This window comes from Vibrio sp. MED222, assembly GCF_000153005.1.
In the GTDB taxonomy this organism is placed as follows: Bacteria; Pseudomonadota; Gammaproteobacteria; order Enterobacterales; family Vibrionaceae; genus Vibrio; species Vibrio tasmaniensis_A.
Genome location: NZ_CH902609.1, coordinates 35,385 through 54,290 on the forward strand (window position 1 = coordinate 35,385; position 18,906 = coordinate 54,290).

The 18,906-nt window shown below is 44.0% G+C and carries 19 protein-coding genes; 11 read left to right on the forward strand and 8 right to left on the reverse strand.

Annotated features, from left to right (window positions below; translation table 11 throughout):
• Positions 1–329: 329 nt before the first annotated feature.
• From leuA to MED222_RS06840, 5 genes are all read left to right on the forward strand, one after another.
• Positions 330–1,877: a 2-isopropylmalate synthase gene (gene leuA, locus MED222_RS06860; protein ID WP_009847816.1), complete on the forward strand. Its 1,548-nt coding sequence runs from the start codon at positions 330–332 to the stop codon at positions 1,875–1,877.
• 97 nt (positions 1,878–1,974) lie between these two features.
• Positions 1,975–3,066 (forward strand): 3-isopropylmalate dehydrogenase, encoded by a 1,092-nt coding sequence (leuB, locus tag MED222_RS06855; protein WP_009847817.1) that lies wholly within the window; start codon positions 1,975–1,977, stop codon positions 3,064–3,066.
• 117 nt (positions 3,067–3,183) lie between these two features.
• Positions 3,184–4,596 carry a 3-isopropylmalate dehydratase large subunit gene (leuC, locus tag MED222_RS06850; RefSeq protein WP_009847818.1) on the forward strand — a complete coding sequence of 471 codons (1,413 nt, stop codon included), beginning with the start codon at positions 3,184–3,186 and terminating at the stop codon, positions 4,594–4,596.
• A gap of 14 nt (positions 4,597–4,610) precedes the next feature.
• Positions 4,611–5,213, forward strand: a complete 603-nt coding sequence (leuD, locus tag MED222_RS06845) for a 3-isopropylmalate dehydratase small subunit (RefSeq protein WP_009847819.1) — start codon at positions 4,611–4,613, stop codon at positions 5,211–5,213.
• 175 nt (positions 5,214–5,388) lie between these two features.
• A complete protein-coding gene (locus MED222_RS06840; protein ID WP_009847820.1) occupies positions 5,389–6,171 on the forward strand; it encodes a DUF547 domain-containing protein in 783 nt (260 codons plus the stop codon).
• A gap of 102 nt (positions 6,172–6,273) precedes the next feature.
• Here the strand turns inward: MED222_RS06840 and MED222_RS06835 are convergent, their stop codons facing one another.
• Positions 6,274–6,819, reverse strand: a complete 546-nt coding sequence (locus MED222_RS06835) for a DUF924 family protein (protein ID WP_009847821.1) — start codon at positions 6,817–6,819, stop codon at positions 6,274–6,276.
• 57 nt (positions 6,820–6,876) lie between these two features.
• Positions 6,877–7,731 carry a co-chaperone DjlA gene (gene djlA / locus MED222_RS06830; protein ID WP_009847822.1) on the reverse strand — a complete coding sequence of 285 codons (855 nt, stop codon included), beginning with the start codon at positions 7,729–7,731 and terminating at the stop codon, positions 6,877–6,879.
• A gap of 149 nt (positions 7,732–7,880) precedes the next feature.
• Here djlA and lptD point away from each other — a divergent pair, with 149 nt between their 5' ends.
• The 6 genes from lptD (at position 7,881) to MED222_RS06800 (ending at position 14,654) form a co-directional block, all read left to right on the forward strand.
• Positions 7,881–10,229 (forward strand): LPS assembly protein LptD, encoded by a 2,349-nt coding sequence (gene lptD, locus MED222_RS06825; protein WP_032555290.1) that lies wholly within the window; start codon positions 7,881–7,883, stop codon positions 10,227–10,229.
• Between the two features lie 43 nt (positions 10,230–10,272).
• Positions 10,273–11,568, forward strand: coding sequence for a peptidylprolyl isomerase SurA (gene surA / locus MED222_RS06820; RefSeq protein WP_009847824.1), 1,296 nt, complete (start codon positions 10,273–10,275; stop codon positions 11,566–11,568).
• Positions 11,558–12,547 carry a 4-hydroxythreonine-4-phosphate dehydrogenase PdxA gene (gene pdxA, locus MED222_RS06815; RefSeq protein ID WP_009847825.1) on the forward strand — a complete coding sequence of 330 codons (990 nt, stop codon included), beginning with the start codon at positions 11,558–11,560 and terminating at the stop codon, positions 12,545–12,547. The genes surA and pdxA overlap by 11 nt, the downstream gene beginning before the upstream one ends.
• Positions 12,544–13,359: a 16S rRNA (adenine(1518)-N(6)/adenine(1519)-N(6))-dimethyltransferase RsmA gene (rsmA, locus tag MED222_RS06810; protein WP_009847826.1), complete on the forward strand. Its 816-nt coding sequence runs from the start codon at positions 12,544–12,546 to the stop codon at positions 13,357–13,359. The genes pdxA and rsmA overlap by 4 nt, the downstream gene beginning before the upstream one ends.
• An 81-nt stretch (positions 13,360–13,440) precedes the next feature.
• Complete coding sequence (apaG, locus tag MED222_RS06805) at positions 13,441–13,821, forward strand: Co2+/Mg2+ efflux protein ApaG (RefSeq protein WP_009847827.1); 381 nt, start codon at positions 13,441–13,443, stop codon at positions 13,819–13,821.
• A gap of 29 nt (positions 13,822–13,850) precedes the next feature.
• The gene (locus tag MED222_RS06800; RefSeq protein ID WP_009847828.1) at positions 13,851–14,654 is read left to right on the forward strand and encodes a symmetrical bis(5'-nucleosyl)-tetraphosphatase; all 804 of its coding nucleotides are present in this window, start codon (positions 13,851–13,853) and stop codon (positions 14,652–14,654) included.
• Positions 14,655–14,790: 136 nt separating this feature from the next.
• On the opposite strand, the gene folA is transcribed toward MED222_RS06800, so the two are convergent.
• The 6 genes from folA to rplU form a co-directional block, all read right to left on the reverse strand.
• Entirely contained in the window at positions 14,791–15,270 is a 480-nt protein-coding gene (gene folA, locus MED222_RS06795; RefSeq protein ID WP_009847829.1) for a type 3 dihydrofolate reductase, read from the reverse strand.
• 40 nt (positions 15,271–15,310) lie between these two features.
• Complete coding sequence (locus tag MED222_RS06790) at positions 15,311–15,784, reverse strand: threonine/serine exporter family protein (protein ID WP_009847830.1); 474 nt, start codon at positions 15,782–15,784, stop codon at positions 15,311–15,313.
• A complete protein-coding gene (locus tag MED222_RS06785; RefSeq protein ID WP_004735903.1) occupies positions 15,784–16,551 on the reverse strand; it encodes a threonine/serine exporter family protein in 768 nt (255 codons plus the stop codon). Before MED222_RS06785 ends, MED222_RS06790 begins: the two co-directional genes overlap by 1 nt.
• 169 nt (positions 16,552–16,720) lie before the next feature.
• On the reverse strand, positions 16,721–17,893 hold the full coding sequence (gene cgtA / locus MED222_RS06780) for an Obg family GTPase CgtA (protein ID WP_009847831.1): 1,173 nt from the start codon (positions 17,891–17,893) through the stop codon (positions 16,721–16,723).
• Between the two features lie 322 nt (positions 17,894–18,215).
• Positions 18,216–18,473 carry a 50S ribosomal protein L27 gene (rpmA, locus tag MED222_RS06775; protein ID WP_004735905.1) on the reverse strand — a complete coding sequence of 86 codons (258 nt, stop codon included), beginning with the start codon at positions 18,471–18,473 and terminating at the stop codon, positions 18,216–18,218.
• 19 nt (positions 18,474–18,492) lie between these two features.
• Positions 18,493–18,804 carry a 50S ribosomal protein L21 gene (rplU, locus tag MED222_RS06770; protein ID WP_004740823.1) on the reverse strand — a complete coding sequence of 104 codons (312 nt, stop codon included), beginning with the start codon at positions 18,802–18,804 and terminating at the stop codon, positions 18,493–18,495.
• Between the last annotated feature and the right edge of the window lie 102 nt (positions 18,805–18,906).

Sequence of the window (18,906 nt, forward strand, 5' to 3'; positions counted from 1 at the left end):
TTAAACAAAAAACAGCACAAACAAAACCAAAACACTGCCAATGCACGCTGATATTGGATTTTCTTGTTTGACGCTCAGAATAAATTACGGTAAATATGGTGTTAACAGTTTATTTACGGATATTTGTGTAATGATTTTTTCTTCTTCTCTACTGCTGAAACTTCTCCTTATCGTGAACCAATCGCGCGGGTAAGTTGTGGGTCAAGAACTACACAAATATTAAAACCCGCACTGAGCGGGTTTTTTTGTAACTGGCACTTTTAAAAGAACATCATTCTTAATAATAATTTGGATAGCAATCGATTCATTATCGATATAAGGAAGCACCCATGAACGATCAAGTAATAATTTTTGATACTACCTTACGTGACGGCGAGCAAGCATTGGCTGCAAGCCTTACGGTAAAAGAGAAGTTACAGATCGCTTATGCTCTTGAGAGACTGGGTGTAGATGTTATCGAAGCTGGCTTCCCTATTTCTTCTCCGGGTGATTTTGAGTCAGTACAAACCATCGCTAAACACATCAAAGACAGCCGTATTTGTGCGCTTTCTCGTGCCGTAGCGAAAGATATCGATGCCGCTGCCGAAGCGCTTAAAGTTGCTGACCAGTTCCGTATTCATACCTTCATCTCAACATCAACGGTTCACGTACAAGACAAATTACGCCGCAGCTACGATGACGTAGTAGAGATGGCAGTGAAAGCAGTCAAGCACGCTCGTAACTATACCGATGATGTTGAATTCTCTTGTGAAGATGCCGGCCGTACCCCTATCGACAACCTATGTCGCATGGTTGAAGCCGCGATTAACGCAGGCGCGAAAACCATCAACATTCCAGACACAGTGGGCTACACAGTACCAAATGAGTTTGGTGGCATTATCAAGACGCTATTCGATCGCGTACCCAACATCGACCAAGCGATCATCTCTGTTCACTGTCACGATGACTTAGGTATGTCGGTTGCAAACTCAATTGCTGCTGTGCAAGCGGGCGCTCGCCAAATTGAAGGCACAATCAACGGTATTGGCGAACGTGCAGGTAACTGTTCTTTAGAAGAAATTGCAATGATCATCAAAACTCGCCAAGAGCTTTTGGGTGTTCATACTGGCTTGGATCACAAAGAGATTCACCGTACCAGTAAGTTGGTTAGCCAACTTTGCCACATGCCGATTCAAGACAATAAAGCAATCGTCGGTGCTAACGCATTCAGCCACTCTTCAGGTATTCACCAAGATGGCATGCTTAAGAACAAGAACACTTACGAGATCATGACGCCTGAGTCTATTGGCTTGAAAAACAAAGCCTTAAACCTAACAAGTCGTAGTGGCCGAGCCGCTGTTAAGAGCCACATGGACGCGATGGGTTATAAAGACAATGAGTACAACCTAGATTCATTGTACGAAGACTTCTTGAAGCTTGCTGATCGTAAAGGACAAGTGTTCGATTACGACCTAGAAGCATTGATGCACTTCGCGAATCTACGTGATGAAGATGACTTCTATAAACTTAACTACCTAAGCGTACAATCTGGTAGTGTTATGTCTACCACCAGCATCAAACTGCAATGTGGTGATGAAGAGAAATGCGAAGCGGCTGTCGGCAACGGCCCGGTTGATGCTTTATACCAATGTATCTACCGCTTAACAGGCTACGAAATCGCGTTGGATAAGTTCGACCTAACTGCAAAAGGTGAAGGTGAAGATGGCTTAGGTCAAGCTGACATCATTGCTAACTATAAAGGCCGTAAGTACCACGGTACGGGCGTTTCAACAGATATCGTTGAAGCTTCTGGTCAAGCGTTGCTACACGTTATCAATAGCATTCAACGCGCAGACACTATTGCTGAAATGAAGCAGCAAAAATTCGCGACAGTTTAATACCCCAATAACAGAGCCCTAGAGCCGATGTTGTTGGCTTTAGGGACAAAATTTAAAACGAGCCAAACAGCTCAGTAACAAGAATTAAAGGATTAACATGACAGATAAATCATACAAGATTGCCGTACTACCTGGTGATGGCATTGGCCCAGAAGTAATGCAGCAAGCACATAAAGTGCTAGACGCGATTGAAAAGAAGCACGCGATTAGCTTTTCTCGCGAAGAGTATGATGTTGGTGGTATCGCAATTGATAATCACGGCTGCCCACTTCCAGAAGCGACAGTAACGGGCTGTGAAGAATCTGACGCAGTACTATTTGGCTCGGTTGGCGGACCTAAGTGGGAACATCTCCCACCAAACGATCAACCAGAGCGTGGTGCCCTACTTCCTCTACGTAAACACTTCCAACTGTTCTGTAACTTACGTCCTGCACAAATCCATAAAGGTCTAGAGTCTTTCTCTCCTTTGCGTGCAGACATCTCAGGTAACGGCTTCGACATCGTTGTTGTTCGTGAACTAACTGGCGGTATCTACTTCGGTCAACCAAAAGGCCGTGAAGGCGAAGGCGCAACAGAGAAAGCCTTTGATACTGAGGTTTACCACCGTTACGAAATCGAACGAATTGCGAAGATTGCTTTTGAATCCGCTCGTCTACGTAACAAAAACGTTTACTCAATCGATAAAGCGAACGTTCTTCAGAGCTCTATCTTATGGCGTGAAGTGGTTGAAGAGATCGCAAAAGATTACCCAGATGTCACGCTAAAGCACATGTACATCGACAACGCGACCATGCAACTAATCAAAGATCCATCTCAGTTTGATGTGATGCTTTGTTCAAACATCTTCGGTGACATCATCTCTGATGAGTGTGCAATGATCACAGGCTCTATGGGTATGCTTCCTTCTGCAAGCTTGAACGAAAGCAACTTCGGCCTATACGAACCAGCAGGTGGCAGTGCTCCAGATATCGCAGGTAAGAACATTGCGAACCCAGTCGCGCAAATTCTTTCGGCAGCGCTAATGCTTCGTTACAGCCTAGGCGAAGAAGCGGCAGCGCAAGACATCGAAACAGCGGTATCTAAAGCACTTTCTGCAGGCGAGCTAACTGCAGACCTTGCAGGCAAGAACCAAGCGCTGACTACCTCAGAAATGGGTGACAAGATCGCTGAGTACATCTTAGCTTCATAAGCTAGATGCTTAGATTAAAAGCAAGTACATAAGAATAATATCAAGCCAAGTCAGCTTAGACAGTATGACTTGGCTAGAAACAAACACTGGGACTGATGCTCCCAAGGAAGAAAAGCTATGTCGACAAACCAGCAAGCAAAAACCTTATACGAAAAAGTTTATGACGCTCACGTTGCGGTTGCAGCGAAGGGCGAAACGCCAATTCTTTATATCGATCGCCACTTAGTCCACGAAGTAACGTCGCCACAAGCCTTTGATGGCCTGCGTGAAAAAGGTCGTAAAGTTCGCCAAGTAGGCAAAACTTTTGCGACCATGGATCACAACGTATCGACACAAACGAAAGACATCAACGCTTCGGGTGAAATGGCTCGTATCCAAATGGAAACGCTATCAAAAAACTGTGAAGAGTTTGGTGTCACGCTTTACGATCTAAACCACAAATACCAAGGTATTGTGCACGTAATGGGTCCTGAGCTAGGTATTACTCTGCCGGGCATGACCATCGTATGTGGTGACTCACACACTGCAACACACGGTGCATTTGGTTCTTTAGCATTCGGTATCGGTACTTCTGAAGTTGAGCACGTTCTAGCAACTCAAACGCTAAAACAAGCGCGCGCTAAAACCATGAAGATCGAAGTAAAAGGCAAAGTCGCTGAAGGCATTACCGCAAAAGATATCGTACTCGCGATCATAGGCAAGACAACAGCCGCTGGCGGTACAGGCTACGTGGTTGAATTCTGTGGTGAGGCAATTACTGACCTTACAATGGAAGGTCGTATGACGGTATGTAACATGGCAATCGAGCTTGGCGCTAAAGCAGGCTTAATCGCTCCAGATGCAACGACATATGAATACATTAAAGGTCGTAAGTTCTCTCCACAAGGTGAAGACTTAGAAGCAGCAATCGAATACTGGGACACATTGAAAACTGATGCTGACGCTGAATTCGATGCAGTTGTGACACTAGAAGCAGCAGACATCAAACCACAAGTTACTTGGGGCACTAACCCAGGTCAGGTTATCTCGGTAGACACACCAATCCCTGCACCAGAAAGCTTCGCAGATCCTGTTGAAAAAGCTTCAGCAGAAAAGGCTCTAGCGTACATGGGTCTTGAAGCGGGTAAATCTCTATCGGATTACAACGTTGATAAAGTCTTCGTAGGTTCTTGTACTAACTCGCGTATCGAAGACATGCGTGCAGCTGCAGCAATAGCAAAAGGCCGCCAAGTAGCGAAACATGTTCAAGCATTGATCGTTCCGGGCTCTGAGCAAGTAAAAGCACAAGCGGAAGCTGAAGGCCTAGATAAGATCTTTATCGAAGCCGGCTTTGAATGGCGCCTGCCGGGTTGCTCTATGTGTCTTGCAATGAACAATGACCGTCTAGGTCCACAAGAGCGCTGTGCTTCTACATCAAACCGTAACTTTGAAGGTCGCCAAGGCCGTGATGGTCGTACGCACCTAGTTAGCCCAGCAATGGCAGCCGCAGCAGCAATCGCTGGTCACTTTGTCGATATTCGTGAACTTTAATTAGAGGATTTAACATGTCAGGTTTTCAACAACACACCGGATTAGTCGTTCCTCTAGATACGGCCAACATCGATACTGATGCGATCATTCCAAAGCAGTTTCTACAGAAAGTGAACCGTATCGGTTTTGGTAAGCATTTGTTCCACGACTGGCGCTTCCTTGATGATGCAGGCCAACAACCAAACCCTGAGTTTGTAATGAATGCACCACGCTATAAAGGCGCTTCAATTCTACTGGCTCGTGAAAACTTCGGTTGTGGTTCATCTCGTGAGCACGCACCTTGGGCGCTTGCCGATTACGGTATTCAAGTGATGATCGCGCCAAGCTTTGCTGATATTTTCTACGGTAACTCGATCAACAACCAGATGGTGCCTGTTCGTCTTTCAGAGCAGGAAGTCGATGAACTATTCCAGTTTGTTGAAGCAAACGAAGGCGCTGAGATCGACGTTGATTTAGAAGCAATGAAAGTCAGAGCAAACGGTAAAGAGTACTCGTTTGAAATTGATGAGTTCCGTCGTCACTGTTTGCTGAATGGCCTAGATAACATCGGCCTAACGCTTCAACATGCCGATAAGATCTCAGAGTTTGAAGCTAAGATTCCTAGCTTCCTGAAGTAAAGAAGTCTTGAAATAGAATCACACAGTTTTGTGTTCATATAAAAGGTTGGCTTAGCGCCAACCTTTTTTATTTGGCTAAGCTTTTAACTTAACTTCATATGTTTATTTAAATGAAGAGCATTGAAAGAAAATGGTAAGCCTTAAGGTCTTAGTAGTCAGTCATCAGGAGAATGCCATGAAACAACTACTTTTTATTGTCAGCCTACTTTTCTCAACCTTAGCTTGGTCTGCGCCTAAATCCGATCTTTGGCCATACTGGAACCAAAGCGACGAAACCAATCTAGAACAGGTATCTCATCAAGATTGGCAGCAATTTATCGATAGCTACTTAGTTAAACAAGGGCAAAACACCCTAGTTCGCTATCAAGCCGTGAGCACTGCAGATAAGACAAAGCTCAAGCAATACATCAAGAGGCTAGAGCAGTTGAATCCACTCGACTACTCAAAAGCGGAACAATATGCCTACTGGGTTAATTTATATAACGCCGTGACTGTCGATTTAATTCTTGATGCCTACCCAATAAAATCCATCACCAAGCTCGGCGGACTGTTTAGTTTTGGACCGTGGGGAGATGATGTAGTAATCGTTAACGGGAAGTCACTAACACTCAATGATATTGAGCATCGAATTTTAAGACCGATTTGGCAAGATCCGCGCACGCATTACGCGGTGAATTGCGCGAGTTTAGGTTGCCCTAACTTACAGCCTGAAGCTTTTACCTCTGACAACACTGCAGCCTTGTTAGAACAAGCTGCTAGTGATTTTGTAAATAGTGATAAGGGCGTGTTAATTGAAAACAATAAACTACAACTATCATCGATTTACGATTGGTTTGCTGTGGATTTTGGTACAGAGAAACAACTCATTCAACACTTAGACCAGTATCGAACAAAGCCGGTGACGAACACTAACAAAATCAGCTATGACTATGATTGGTCGCTCAACCAAGCAAACTAGTTTTAACGTTAAAGCTCATGAATGAAGCCAAACAAAAAAAGAGGCTAAAGGTTTTTATTAACCACTTGCCTCTTTTTTATCTATTGAACTGTGTTTCTACAATTAAAAGCTTGAGCCCGGTTGCTGCAAGAACTCAACCTCTTCGGGAGTCGAAGCTCTCCCTAACACCTCATTACGGTGAGGGTAGCGACCAAAACGCTTGATGATGACCTTGTGCTTAAACTCAAAATCAAGATTATGTTCTAATCCCGTTTGAGAAAAGAGTTCCACAGCTTGTTCATGAACTAACAAAGACTCACTGTGCATATAAGGCATATACAGGAAGCTTTTCTGTTGCTCGTTAAGCTGGTGATCAAAACCACCCGCTACCGCCTCTTGGGCTAGAGCCAACGCCATCGGATCAGCCGAAAAAGCTGTCGGACTGTTTCTACCAATATTTCGAGAAAACTGATCAAGCACGATAATCTCAGCCAATCGTCCTTGCGCAGTTTGGCGCCACTCAAATAGCTCGCCTTGAATGGCTGCTTTATGCAATTCAGAAAATCGAGACTCTATCAAAGTGTCAATCTCGGCGCCGCCAGTAAACCAATCTTTAGGCGTCAACTCATCGAACCAAAACTCTAGAACATCCTGATACATTACCGTCATATAATTCCCTTTAATAAAAAACCGAGTAACTTTGTTATTACTCGGTTTAGTGTTCAATTACTTAAAACCTTTTACTTTCTTTATCAGATCATAAGCATTCTGAATTTCTTGCGATTTCTCTTTCGCAACATTCATCATCTCAGGCGGTAAGCCCTTCGCCATCAGTTTATCTGGGTGATGCTCATTCATCAGCTTGCGGTAAGCTTTCTTAACCTCTTTACCGTCGGCACTTTCACTTACACCGAGAACTTTAAACGCATCGGCCAATTGGTTTTGTTGCGAAGCCTGTTGCCAACCCGATGATTGACCATGGCCTTGATGGCCACCAAAGCTTCCACCTTGCTGTTGAAAACGAAATGCTGCTTCTTGCATCTGCAAGCGGCGCTCTAGCTGTTCTGCAGAAAATCCAAGGCCTTGCGCTATCTTATGTAAGACTTGGCGCTCACTCGGGTGCAAACTTCCATCGGCAAATGCTGCGGACACTTGTAGCTCAAGAAAAAACTGCAGAAGATCAAAACGACCGCCCGATGAGATTTTCACACGCTCAAGCACATCGCTTAACGGGAAGTCACTCTCTTTGCCGTCACGGAAAGCATCTTGAGCCGCTTTACGTTGTTCGCCATGCAGGTTCATACGCTCCATCATTGTAGAAGCGAGCTGAATCTCTTCTGGCGTGACCTGCCCCTTAGCTTTAGCAACGTGTCCCATAACCGCAAAGGCGGATTTAAAAAACTCGTTTTGTCTTTCAGCTTGGCTTGGACCTCGTCCAAAACCAGAGCTATTGAAGCCCGATTGGTTCAATCGGCGAGCTTTATCGAACTGGTGCCCTAAAAATAGGCCAAAAACTAAACCGAGCGGCCCCCCAAATAAAAAACCAAAAAAAGCGCCCAAAATTTTGCCAAATATTTGCATTATGTGTTCTCTATCTATGAATTTTGTCTGAGTAATGCTGTCTGATGATGCTGAATGCTAATATTTCCTTTATCATAAGGAAAATGCTTTATTAATTGGATTGATACTAGATCAACCCTTCATCTAGTGACACAGGATAGTTCAACTTCATGCAATTTTTTTCCCGCACCTTGTTAGCCGCGTCTATAAGTACGGCATTATACGTGTCGACAACTCAAGCTGAAACAATCACCGATAGTAGTGTGCAGGAAATGCCCTCTATAGATCAATGCTTGATCGATCCCGCTGCAGAAAACGAGACACAACTTCCCGCTCATGTTGAGTCCGATCGCTTAGAGGCTATCAATGGTGACAAGGCAATCTACTCAGGTGATGTAAGAGTTACCCAAGGAAACAAAACCATCCTTGCCGACAATGTAACGCTTCACCAACAAGAAAATATCGTTGTAGCTGAAGGCAACGTAAACTTTAGCGATGGTCAAATAAAGTCAGTGGCAGACAGAGCCACTAACAATCTGACCACCGATGAAATGACGCTCGAAAATACCGATTATGAGTTTCTCTGTGAGCAAGGGCGAGGAGATGCGGTTTACATCGCAAAAACCGGAAAAGCGGTTTATGAGATTGAAGATGGCTCAATCACCTCTTGCCCTATCGGCGACAATGCATGGCGACTAAGAGCGTCAAGTATCGATGTCGACCAAAATGAAGAAGAGGCTACGTTCTACAACCCAAGGTTTGAAATTCAGAGCGTTCCTGTTTTTTATCTGCCGTACTTAACCGTTCCGATTGGTGATACGCGTAAAACAGGCTTCTTATATCCAACGGTATCATATGGCTCAAGTGATGGTTTTGAATTTGAGATCCCTGTTTATTGGAACTTGGCACCAGAGTATGACCTCAAAACCACTTTTAAGCACATGAAAGAGCGTGGTACCCAGCTTAACAGTGAATTTAGATATTTAAGCGATTTTGGTTCCGGGATGATTAAGTCTGAATACTTGCCTGATGACAAAAAATACCCAGAGAAAGGCAAACGTTGGGGGGCTCAACTTAATCACTCAGGAATATTCCAAGAATCTTGGTTGTTTGAAATTGATTACTCAAAAGTTGGCGATATCGAGTACTTCACAGATGTCAACGGAAGCGGCATTGGTAACCGTGAAGATGGCCAGCTTCTTCAAGAAGGGCAGGCTACATACCGTTCTCAAAATTGGGATGCGTCTGTACTTGTGCGAGATTTTCAGGTCCTCACAAATACGACAAACAACCTTCCATACCGCCTGCTCCCACAGCTTGAATATAACTATTATGCCCCTGAGGTAATGGAGTATTTAGATTTCGACTTGGTCAGCCATGTGTCTCTGTTTGATACAGATGCAAAAGGGAAACCATCGGCAACTCGTATTCACGTTGAGCCGGGAATTACAATTCCAGTAGGCAACACTTGGGGTACTTGGACCACAGAAGCCCGACTTCTTGGTACTTACTACCAACAAGATCTTGATGGTGTTGATACCACAAGTGACAAATATAAAGATTTAGAAAAGTCAGTAAGTCGAGTTATCCCTGAATTTAGGAGTCATGCTGGTATCGTTTTAGAAAGAGATACCAAGGTTATTGGTAACTACACTCAAACTCTAGAACCCCAAGTTCAATACCTGTATGTACCAAAAGAAGATCAAAACAACATTGGTCTTTACGATACGACACTTCTGCAGACTGATTATTATGGCCTGTTTAGAAGCCGTAAATACAGTGGTGTAGACCGTATCGCTGCAGCTAACCAAGTAAGCTACGGTGCATCATCTCGTTTCTTTGATGATGAGTATAAAGAGCGACTCAATGTGTCTTTTGGACAGATCTTTTATATCGACAAAGATACGAAACAACATCTAACACTTGATACTAAAGATAAGAACTCGAATTACTCATCTTGGGCTGTAGAAGTCGACTTTAATTACGACGACTACCTGTTTTATCATGGTGGGGTTCAGTACGACATCGATACCACAGCAATGCAACTAGCCAACAGCACCATTGAGTACCGTTTTTCTGGTGGTTATATCCAAACCAACTACCGCTACGTAACCAAAGAGTATATCGAAGACACTGTTGATTTTAATGTTGGATCGATTACTAAAGATGGTATATCTCAAGCAGGATTACTCGGAGCCTACCAGATTTCACGTAAGTGGAGTGCCAGCGCTCAGTACTTCTATGATTTAACAACCGAAGAGAACCTTGAGTGGTTAGCTAAACTCAATTACAAGTCCGATTGTTGGTATATCGGCTTCACCTATAGTAACCAATTGCGTAGATGGGAAGGTGATTACATCAACACATCGAATGCGACACCAGTATACGAGAAAAACTTTGGCTTTAACTTCGGTATTGTTGGCTTTGGTACCAATATAGGCTCTGATTCAAGCGAAGTAAGTGAAACAAGCTCAAATAACGCACTTAGCTACGGTCGCCCATTCTTCTTAAACAACTAACTTTCTTTACTGATAAAACATCGGTAAATATAAAGGATTACACATGACATTGTGGAAACGCACATTAATAGCTATCGCAGCCGCTTGTACTTTATCAACAAGCTATGCCGCACCAGTTGAACTCGATAGCGTAAAAGTAATCGTCAACGAGGGCGTGATCTTACAAAGTGACATTGATACTTCAATGAAAACACTGCGTGCAAACGCGAAGAAAAGCGGGCAAACACTACCATCACAAGACGTGCTCAATGAACAAGTACTCGAAAAGTTGATCATCGATACAATTCAGACCCAAGAAGCGGAACGTATTGGGGTTCGAATTGATGATGCTCGACTGGATCAAGCGATTGAAGGCATTGCCAAAGATAACAACCAAACAGTGCAACAACTTACAGCATCGGTTGCTGAAGAAGGCCTGAGCTACAATGCATTTCGTGAGCAAGTAAGAAAAGAGATTGCGGCAAGTGAAGCGCGCAATGCCTTGGTTCGTCGTCGTATTAATATCCTTCCTGCAGAAGTTGACAACCTAGCGGACATCTTAGCGCAAGAAACCAATGCGACGGTTCAATACAAAATTGGCCACATTCAACTGCGATTCAATGACGACCAAACCAAAGAAGAATTGGAAGCACAAGCGACTGATTTAGTGGAAGAGCTAAACAACGGCAAAGACTTCAGCACCATGGCTTATACTTACTCTAAAGGCCCTAAAGCACTGCAAGGTGGTGATTGGGGTTGGATGCGTAAAGAAGAGATGCCTACGATTTTTGCAGATCAAATAAAAATGCAGAACAAAGGCAGCATCATCGGCCCTTTCCGAAGTGGTGTTGGCTTCCATATTCTAAAAATTGAAGACGTAAAAGGTTTGGAAACCGTTGCAGTTACCGAAGTTAATGCACGTCATATTTTGATTAAGCCAACGGTTATCTTGAGTGATGACGGTGCGAAAGAGCAGCTTGAAGAAATCACTCGTCGTGTAAACGCAGGTGAAGCGAGCTTTGGTGACCTTGCACAGCAATACAGCCAAGACCCAGGTTCAGCAGTACAAGATGGTGAGTTAGGCTACCAAACTCCGGATTTATACGTACCTGAATTCAAGCACCAAGTAGAAACGTTACCTGAAGGTAAAATCAGTGCGCCATTCAAAACCGTGCACGGTTGGCACATTGTTGAAGTACTAGACCGTCGCGAAGTCGACCGTACCGATTCAGCATTGAAAAACAAAGCTTATCAAATTCTATTTAACCGTAAGTTCAACGAAGAAGTTGGTGCTTGGCTGCAAGAAGTAAGAGCTAGCGCCTTTGTTGAAGTGGTCGAGGATGACCAAGATGACAACTAAACGCCTTGTCATTACGGCAGGTGAACCAGCGGGAATTGGGCCAGATTTAACTCTCGCCTTATCCCAAGAAAGCTGGCCACACCAGCTCGTCGTTTGTGCGGACAAAACCCTATTAGCAGAGCGAGCTGAAATGTTAGGGATTGAGGTTGAGCTGTTGGATTACGATTCAACCGCGCCCAAGCAACCTCAACGCTCTGGAACATTGGTTGTGAAACACGTTCCACTAGCTGAAACAGCAGTTGCAGGCCAACTCAACGAGGCTAACGGTCATTACGTATTAAATACTTTAGAAACCGCAGCAATTGGCTGTATGAATGATGAATTTGATGCTATTGTCACCGGCCCTGTTCACAAGGGTGTAATTAACCGAGCTGGCGTTGCTTTTAGTGGCCATACCGAGTTCTTTGCAGAGAAGTCCAATACTCCACTTGTCGTGATGATGTTGGCAACAGAAGGGCTGCGTGTTGCTCTAGTAACAACGCACATCCCGCTAGCTTATGTATCTCAAGCAGTGACCGAAGACAGATTAGAGCAAATCATTGCTATTCTGCATAAAGACTTGGTTGAAAAATTTGCGATTGAGAAACCAGCTATCTACGTGTGTGGTTTGAATCCACATGCTGGTGAAGATGGTTGTTTGGGTCGTGAAGAGATAGAAACTATCACCCCTACGCTAGAAAAAATTCGCCAGAAAGATGGTATTAATTTAGTTGGCCCATTGCCAGCAGACACCATCTTTAATGAAAAATATTTGCAAGATGCAGATGCTGTTTTAGGTATGTATCACGACCAAGTACTCCCAGTATTGAAATACAAAGGGTTTGGTCGCTCAGTGAACATCACGCTTGGCTTACCGTTTATTCGCACATCAGTCGATCACGGTACCGCCTTAGACTTGGCAGGGAAAGGCCAAGCCGATACAGGGAGCTTTAGAACAGCGCTCACGCACGCCATTGAATTAGTAGAGAAAAAGCAATGAGAAATGATGTCCACTTAGGGCACAAAGCGCGTAAACGTTTTGGTCAAAACTTCCTTAACGATCCATACATTATTGATGGCATCGTATCGAGTATTAACCCACTACCAGGCCAGAACTTAGTAGAAATCGGCCCCGGTCTTGGTGCGATTACTGAGCCTGTTGGCAAGCTTGTCGACAAGTTCACAGTAATTGAACTGGATAGAGATCTTGCTGAACGTCTGCGTAATCACCCTGATCTTGCTGAAAAGTTAACGATCTATGAAGGCGATGCAATGAAGTTCGATTTCGAACAACTTGTTAAGCCAAACAACAAGCTACGTATCTTCGGTAACTTGCCATACAACATCTCTACACCATTGATGTTCCACCTTTTTGAGTTCCATAAAGACGTGCAAGACATGCACTTTATGCTTCAAAAAGAAGTCGTTAACCGATTAGCAGCGGGTCCTGGTACTAAAGCTTACGGTCGTCTAACGGTTATGGCTCAATATTACTGTAAAGTCACTCCTGTTTTAGAAGTGCCACCAACAGCATTTGTTCCGCCACCGAAAGTAGACTCTGCAGTCGTTCGCCTTCAGCCTTATGAAGTACTGCCTTACCCGGCAAAAGATCTTAAGTGGTTAGATCGCGTATGTCGCGAAGGCTTTAACCAGCGTCGTAAAACAGTACGTAACTGCTACAAGAGCCTAATCGACAAGGAAGTGCTTGAAGAGCTAGGTGTAAACCCTGGCATGCGCCCTGAGAACCTGACGCTCGAACAGTTTGTCGATATGGCGAACTGGTTGCACGACAGTCACAACGCTGATAAATAATCGAAAAAGGCTCCTACACTTCGGTGAGGAGCCTATTTTTTATGTAATACTTAAAGCATACCAACAACAAAAGGTGCGAATATGGATATATCTACGCCTTGTATCAAATGCCAAGTTCATTCTAAATATATTGAAGAACAATCTGAGCCATCTAAGAATCGCTACGTTTTCGCTTACATCATTACCATCAAAAATCTAAGTAAAACAACAGTACAACTTATGTCTCGTCGCTGGCTGATTACTGATTCCAACGGTAAACAACTCACCATAGAAGGTGATGGCGTGGTTGGACAGCAACCTGTGATTGAAGCCAATGACGAATACACATACACCAGTGGCACCGTCATCGAAACCCCAGTGGGAGTCATGCAGGGACACTATGTAATGACCGATCATAAAGGCATTGATTTCATAACAGAAGTCGACCCATTTAGACTGGCCATCCCCAATATTCTTAACTAGTACACATCTACCACTTACAGGAAAATGCTGTGTCGAATTATATTGTCGGAGACATCCAAGGATGCTTCGACGAACTTCAGTTACTGCTTGAAACCATCAACTTTGATAAACAACAAGATACGTTATGGGTCGCCGGAGACATAGTTGCTCGTGGCCCTAAATCCTTAGAGACGTTACGTTTTGTTCGTAGCCTTGGCAGTTCAGCGAAGGTGGTATTGGGTAACCATGATTTACATCTACTTGCGGTCTCCTTAGGCCTCTTTTCAGCCAAACCAAAAGACAAGACTCAACCAATTCTTGATGCTGAAGACCGTGACCAATTGCTGGAATGGTTAAGACAACAACCCTTGATGCAAGAACACCCTGAGTTTGTCATGACACATGCGGGCATCTCACCTCAATGGGACTTAGAACAAGCACGTACAGAGAATCGAGAGATAACGTCATTACTGAAATCGGACCGTTGGCAGTGGCTTATTGAGAACATGTACAGCAACACGCCAGATCTCTGGAACAACGAGTTGCAAGACATCGAACGTTATCGCTATGCGATCAATAGCCTGACAAGAATGCGCTTCTGTTTTGAAGATGGCCGACTCGACATGGCATGTAAGCTACCACCGAATGAAATTACCGATGAACCACTAGTGCCATGGTTTGACCTTCCGCAACGCATAAAGCTCGATAAAACCGTTGTTTTTGGACACTGGGCTGCGCTTGAAGGCTATAACGGAAAAGATGTAATTGGACTTGATACTGGGTGTGTGTGGGGGGGAGACTTGACGATACTTCGCTGGGAAGACAAACAGTTTTTCACTCAAAAAGCGCTATAGAAACACGAGATACGAGATACGAGATACGAGATACGAGATACGAGATACGAGATACGAGATACGAGATACGAGAAGCTTGCGCTAGCTGGGCACAGTAACGCAAGCATTTTCAGAGCCTAACGCTTAATAACCACCGTTAACGCTCGAGAACCACAAACTCCATATTGTGCTTGTTTTTCTCATCCGCCTGATAAGTATCATTAAAGCTCTGCTTCCAACCTTCTCCCCAGTCTGGGAATTGAGTATCACCATCCACATCAAAATCGATATAAGTCAGGTATAACTTGTTCGCTTTTGGTAAGCAGCTTTCATAGATTGAACCGCCACCGATGATCATCACTTCATCAACATCACTAACCAGCTCTAGTGCTTTTTCAATCGAAGTTACCGTCGTGACGCCTCCGATTTCTAAACTCTCGTCGCGGCTGATTACAACGTTCAGCCTCCCCGGTAAAGGACGTCCAATTGAATCGTAAGTCTTACGTCCCATCACGACAGGTTTACCCATAGTTGAACGTTTAAACCATGCGAAATCTGCAGGTAAATGCCAAGGCATCTGATTGTCTTTACCAATTACACGGTTGTTCGCCATTGCCGCTATCATGCTGATGATCATAAATCGAAAGTCCTGTCCTTACTTGAAAATGAAGTTGAAGCTAGACGATAGGTCTACGACGGTAGAATAACAGCCCAGGCACTGCTAAGCCAACCGCAAGCCCTGCGATAATGAACATCGATTTCAAAAAGTTCTCCATCAACAATGCCAATAGTTCTGGGTTGTATCCTGCTCGGTTAATCTCAACCATGGCAATCATCGCCTTAAAGGCAAACACGCCAGGGACCATCGGAATCAAGGCTGCAACCGTAAATACTTTCGGGTGTGCTAACAATTTATGCGACCAGTGCACCCCTATCATGCCGACCAATGTAGCAGCAAAGAACGTCGCCCATTCAATGGGAATGCCGAAATGCATCATTAAGTAACGGCTACCGTGGCCAATGGATCCTCCGAGAGCACAATAGATCAACGCTCGTTGCGGGACGTTAAACACCAATGCAAAACCAACCGCAGGAATCGCAGCAAAAAACATGTCGTTGAGTAACCCAACAAAAAGTTCAAAAATAGTCATTAGTTCACCCACCCCCATACGTCAGATAGGCTCATCGCTGCGACAATACCTAAGCTTGTAGCCAACGTTAATAAACTGGCCATGGTGAAGCGTGCGAGACCCATATTAATGTGGCCTTTAAGCATATCTGCTACGGAGTTAATCAAAGGAAAACCGGGCACTAGCATCAATACTGACGAAGCCATCACGATAGTGGGTTGACCACCAATATTGTAGAGCACTGCCTGAGCTGAAATGGTGGTGGTGACAAAAGCGGTAATAGCGAAATTTAATAACGGATTGAAATGGCGATGACCAATCTCTTGTCTCACGATCATACCGCAAGCCGAAGCTATAAACGTCATCATAAAGACATGCCAATCTCCGCCAGCAAGACGGCTAAAAGAAGCACACGATAGCCCTATCATTACGACAACTAACCAACGGTTGTAGCGTTCGGGACTGATCCCTTGGATCTTCTTATAAGCTAAATCATAATCAAGAATCCCTTTCTCCATCATGATACACACGCGTTGAATCTCGGTGATAACCTGCATATTAATGCCACGATCAGCACAACTTCGAGTCGTCGTTATGCAATGATCATCCATTACCGTTGTCACAACCAACGCATTGGCTGATAGTGCAACTTCAACTTCATTCACCCCACAAGCAATACCGATACGGCGCATAATGTCACCGACCAGTGTGCTCTCGGCGCCATGAGCTAATAACATTTGTCCTGATTGAGCGACTAACCTTGAGATCGCTCTTTGCTTTGATGCCATGATTTCCTTCCCATAGGCGTTAATTATCTAAAGATAAATTTTGCATAAAAAACAGCAAGACGTCATGATTTAGATACAAAAAAACCGCAATTTTCATTGCGGTTTAATAAAACTATCAGCGTATCTTAGAAAAAGCGACCAAAGTGCTTATAAGAAACTACGAGGATTATTAATCACGAACATAGATAACATGACCGTCATCTTCTTCGTCATCCCAATCATCCCAGTCGTCGTCATCTTCAGTCACGACATTCTTACCGGCCATCGCATCTTTATGGTAGTCATCCCACATAAAGTTAACTTTTTCTTCTTCTTCAATTGCTTCAACTTCACGAGGTAGGTTCTCCATGAACTCACCCAGTTTAAAGCAAAGATCTTTGGTACCGATCTTGTTTACAGCAGAGATCTTGAAGTACTCGCCTTCCCAACCTAAAGCTTCGACGATTTCTTGAATCTTTTCGTCAGCTTCTTCTTCAGGCATTAGGTCAACTTTATTGAACACTAACCAACGAGGTTTCTGTGCAACTTTCTCACTGTATTGCTCAAGCTCATCGATGATCGTCAGTGCATTCTGAATAGGATCAGAACCATCGATCGGCAAAATATCGATCATATGCAGAAGAACGCGACAACGCTCAAGGTGCTTCAAGAAACGAATACCAAGACCAGCGCCATCAGCTGCGCCTTCGATCAAGCCAGGGATATCGGCAACGACGAAACTCTTCTCAGGGACAACACTTACCACACCTAAGCTAGGGATTAGCGTGGTAAACGGGTAATCAGCCACTTTTGGTTTCGCAGCAGATACTGAGCGAATAAAAGTAGATTTACCAGCGTTTGGCAAGCCAAGCATACCAACATCCGCTAATAGAAGAAGCTCTAAACGCAGTTCGCGAACTTCACCTTTAGTACCCATTGTCTTTTGACGAGGAGCACGGTTAACCGACGACTTAAAACGCGTGTTACCAAGACCGTGCCAACCACCTTTACCAACCATTACTTTTTTGCCATGTTCAGCAACTTCAGCAACGATTTCATTAGTGTGGATATCAACAGCACGAGTACCTACAGGTACTTTCATGGTCATATCTTTACCACGTTTACCCGTACAGTTACCACCGCGGCCATTTTCGCCACGCTCTGCATTGTAAAAACGTTGGAAACGGTAATCGATCAGTGTGTTTAAGTTCTCATCCGCTTGGATGTAAACATCACCGCCATCACCGCCATCACCGCCGTCAGGACCACCTTTAGCGACGAATTTTTCGCGCCAAAAGCTTACTGTACCATTACCGCCATCACCGGCTTCTATTTTTACTGATGCTTCATCAACGAATTTCATTTTTTAACTCCGCACTTACGTTGCGTTACCACTCATCAAGGAGTGATATAAATTCTAGCAGATCCGTGTTTAGATCGATCACCTAAGATCTAGATCGATCTGCAACCAAGGAACAAATAAGGAGAGGTTCTTTGCTTTCTGTTTCTTAAAAAACAAACGGCTTCTCAAAACTAAACTGCTTATCAAACACCAAATTGCTTCTCAAACTAAAGCCAGAGCGTCTACTTTTTTATTCTCGCTATAAATAAAAAACCCTGCCGAATCGGCAGGGCTTTTGAATTCAGCTTGAAAGCTAGTATAAATAATCTAATAAAAGATTAAATTACTCAGCTTCGATGCTTACAAACTTACGGTTTTTAGGACCTTTTACTGCAAATTTCACTTTACCTTCAGTAAGAGCGAAAAGAGTATGGTCTTTACCGATGCCAACGTTTGTGCCAGCGTGGAACTTAGTACCACGTTGACGAACGATGATGTTACCTGCAAGAACAGATTCACCACCAAAACGCTTAACACCAAGACGTTTGCTTTCTGAATCGCGGCCGTTATTAGTAGAACCGCCAGCTTTTTTATGTGCCATTGTTAAACTCTCCTAATACTTAAGCGTTAATGCCAGTGATTTTCACTTCTGTGAACCACTGACGGTGACCAGCTTGCTTACGCGAGTGCTTACGACGACGGAACTTAACGATTTTTACTTTATCGCCACGACCGTGTTGTACTACTTCTGCAGTAACCTTGCCACCTTCAACAAGAGGTGCACCAACAGCGATTTCTTCGCCGTTAGCAACAAGAAGAACTTTATCAAATTCTACAGTTGCACCAGTTTCAACGTCTAATTTCTCTAAACGAAGTGTTTGACCTTCGCTTACTCGGTGTTGTTTGCCACCAGATTGGAAAACAGCGTACATATTTTACTCCGCTTTTTCCGCACAGCCTATGGTTGTTAATTCTACAACTCGGGTGTGCGCTAAACTAATCAATAGGGCGCAGATTCTACGGGAATCATGCCG

Coding starts and splice junctions, on each gene's coding strand:
- cgtA (WP_009847831.1), bottom strand. CDS start 17,893: ATGAAATTCGTTGATGAAGCATCAGTAAAAATAGAAGCCGGTGATGGC.
- MED222_RS06840 (WP_009847820.1), top strand. CDS start 5,389: ATGAAACAACTACTTTTTATTGTCAGCCTACTTTTCTCAACCTTAGCT.
- apaG (WP_009847827.1), top strand. CDS start 13,441: ATGGATATATCTACGCCTTGTATCAAATGCCAAGTTCATTCTAAATAT.
- rplU (WP_004740823.1), bottom strand. CDS start 18,804: ATGTACGCTGTTTTCCAATCTGGTGGCAAACAACACCGAGTAAGCGAA.
- folA (WP_009847829.1), bottom strand. CDS start 15,270: ATGATCATCAGCATGATAGCGGCAATGGCGAACAACCGTGTAATTGGT.
- leuB (WP_009847817.1), top strand. CDS start 1,975: ATGACAGATAAATCATACAAGATTGCCGTACTACCTGGTGATGGCATT.
- leuA (WP_009847816.1), top strand. CDS start 330: ATGAACGATCAAGTAATAATTTTTGATACTACCTTACGTGACGGCGAG.
- pdxA (WP_009847825.1), top strand. CDS start 11,558: ATGACAACTAAACGCCTTGTCATTACGGCAGGTGAACCAGCGGGAATT.
- djlA (WP_009847822.1), bottom strand. CDS start 7,731: ATGCAAATATTTGGCAAAATTTTGGGCGCTTTTTTTGGTTTTTTATTT.
- surA (WP_009847824.1), top strand. CDS start 10,273: ATGACATTGTGGAAACGCACATTAATAGCTATCGCAGCCGCTTGTACT.
- lptD (WP_032555290.1), top strand. CDS start 7,881: ATGCAATTTTTTTCCCGCACCTTGTTAGCCGCGTCTATAAGTACGGCA.
- MED222_RS06835 (WP_009847821.1), bottom strand. CDS start 6,819: ATGACGGTAATGTATCAGGATGTTCTAGAGTTTTGGTTCGATGAGTTG.
- leuD (WP_009847819.1), top strand. CDS start 4,611: ATGTCAGGTTTTCAACAACACACCGGATTAGTCGTTCCTCTAGATACG.
- rpmA (WP_004735905.1), bottom strand. CDS start 18,473: ATGGCACATAAAAAAGCTGGCGGTTCTACTAATAACGGCCGCGATTCA.
- leuC (WP_009847818.1), top strand. CDS start 3,184: ATGTCGACAAACCAGCAAGCAAAAACCTTATACGAAAAAGTTTATGAC.
- MED222_RS06790 (WP_009847830.1), bottom strand. CDS start 15,784: ATGACTATTTTTGAACTTTTTGTTGGGTTACTCAACGACATGTTTTTT.
- rsmA (WP_009847826.1), top strand. CDS start 12,544: ATGAGAAATGATGTCCACTTAGGGCACAAAGCGCGTAAACGTTTTGGT.
- MED222_RS06785 (WP_004735903.1), bottom strand. CDS start 16,551: ATGGCATCAAAGCAAAGAGCGATCTCAAGGTTAGTCGCTCAATCAGGA.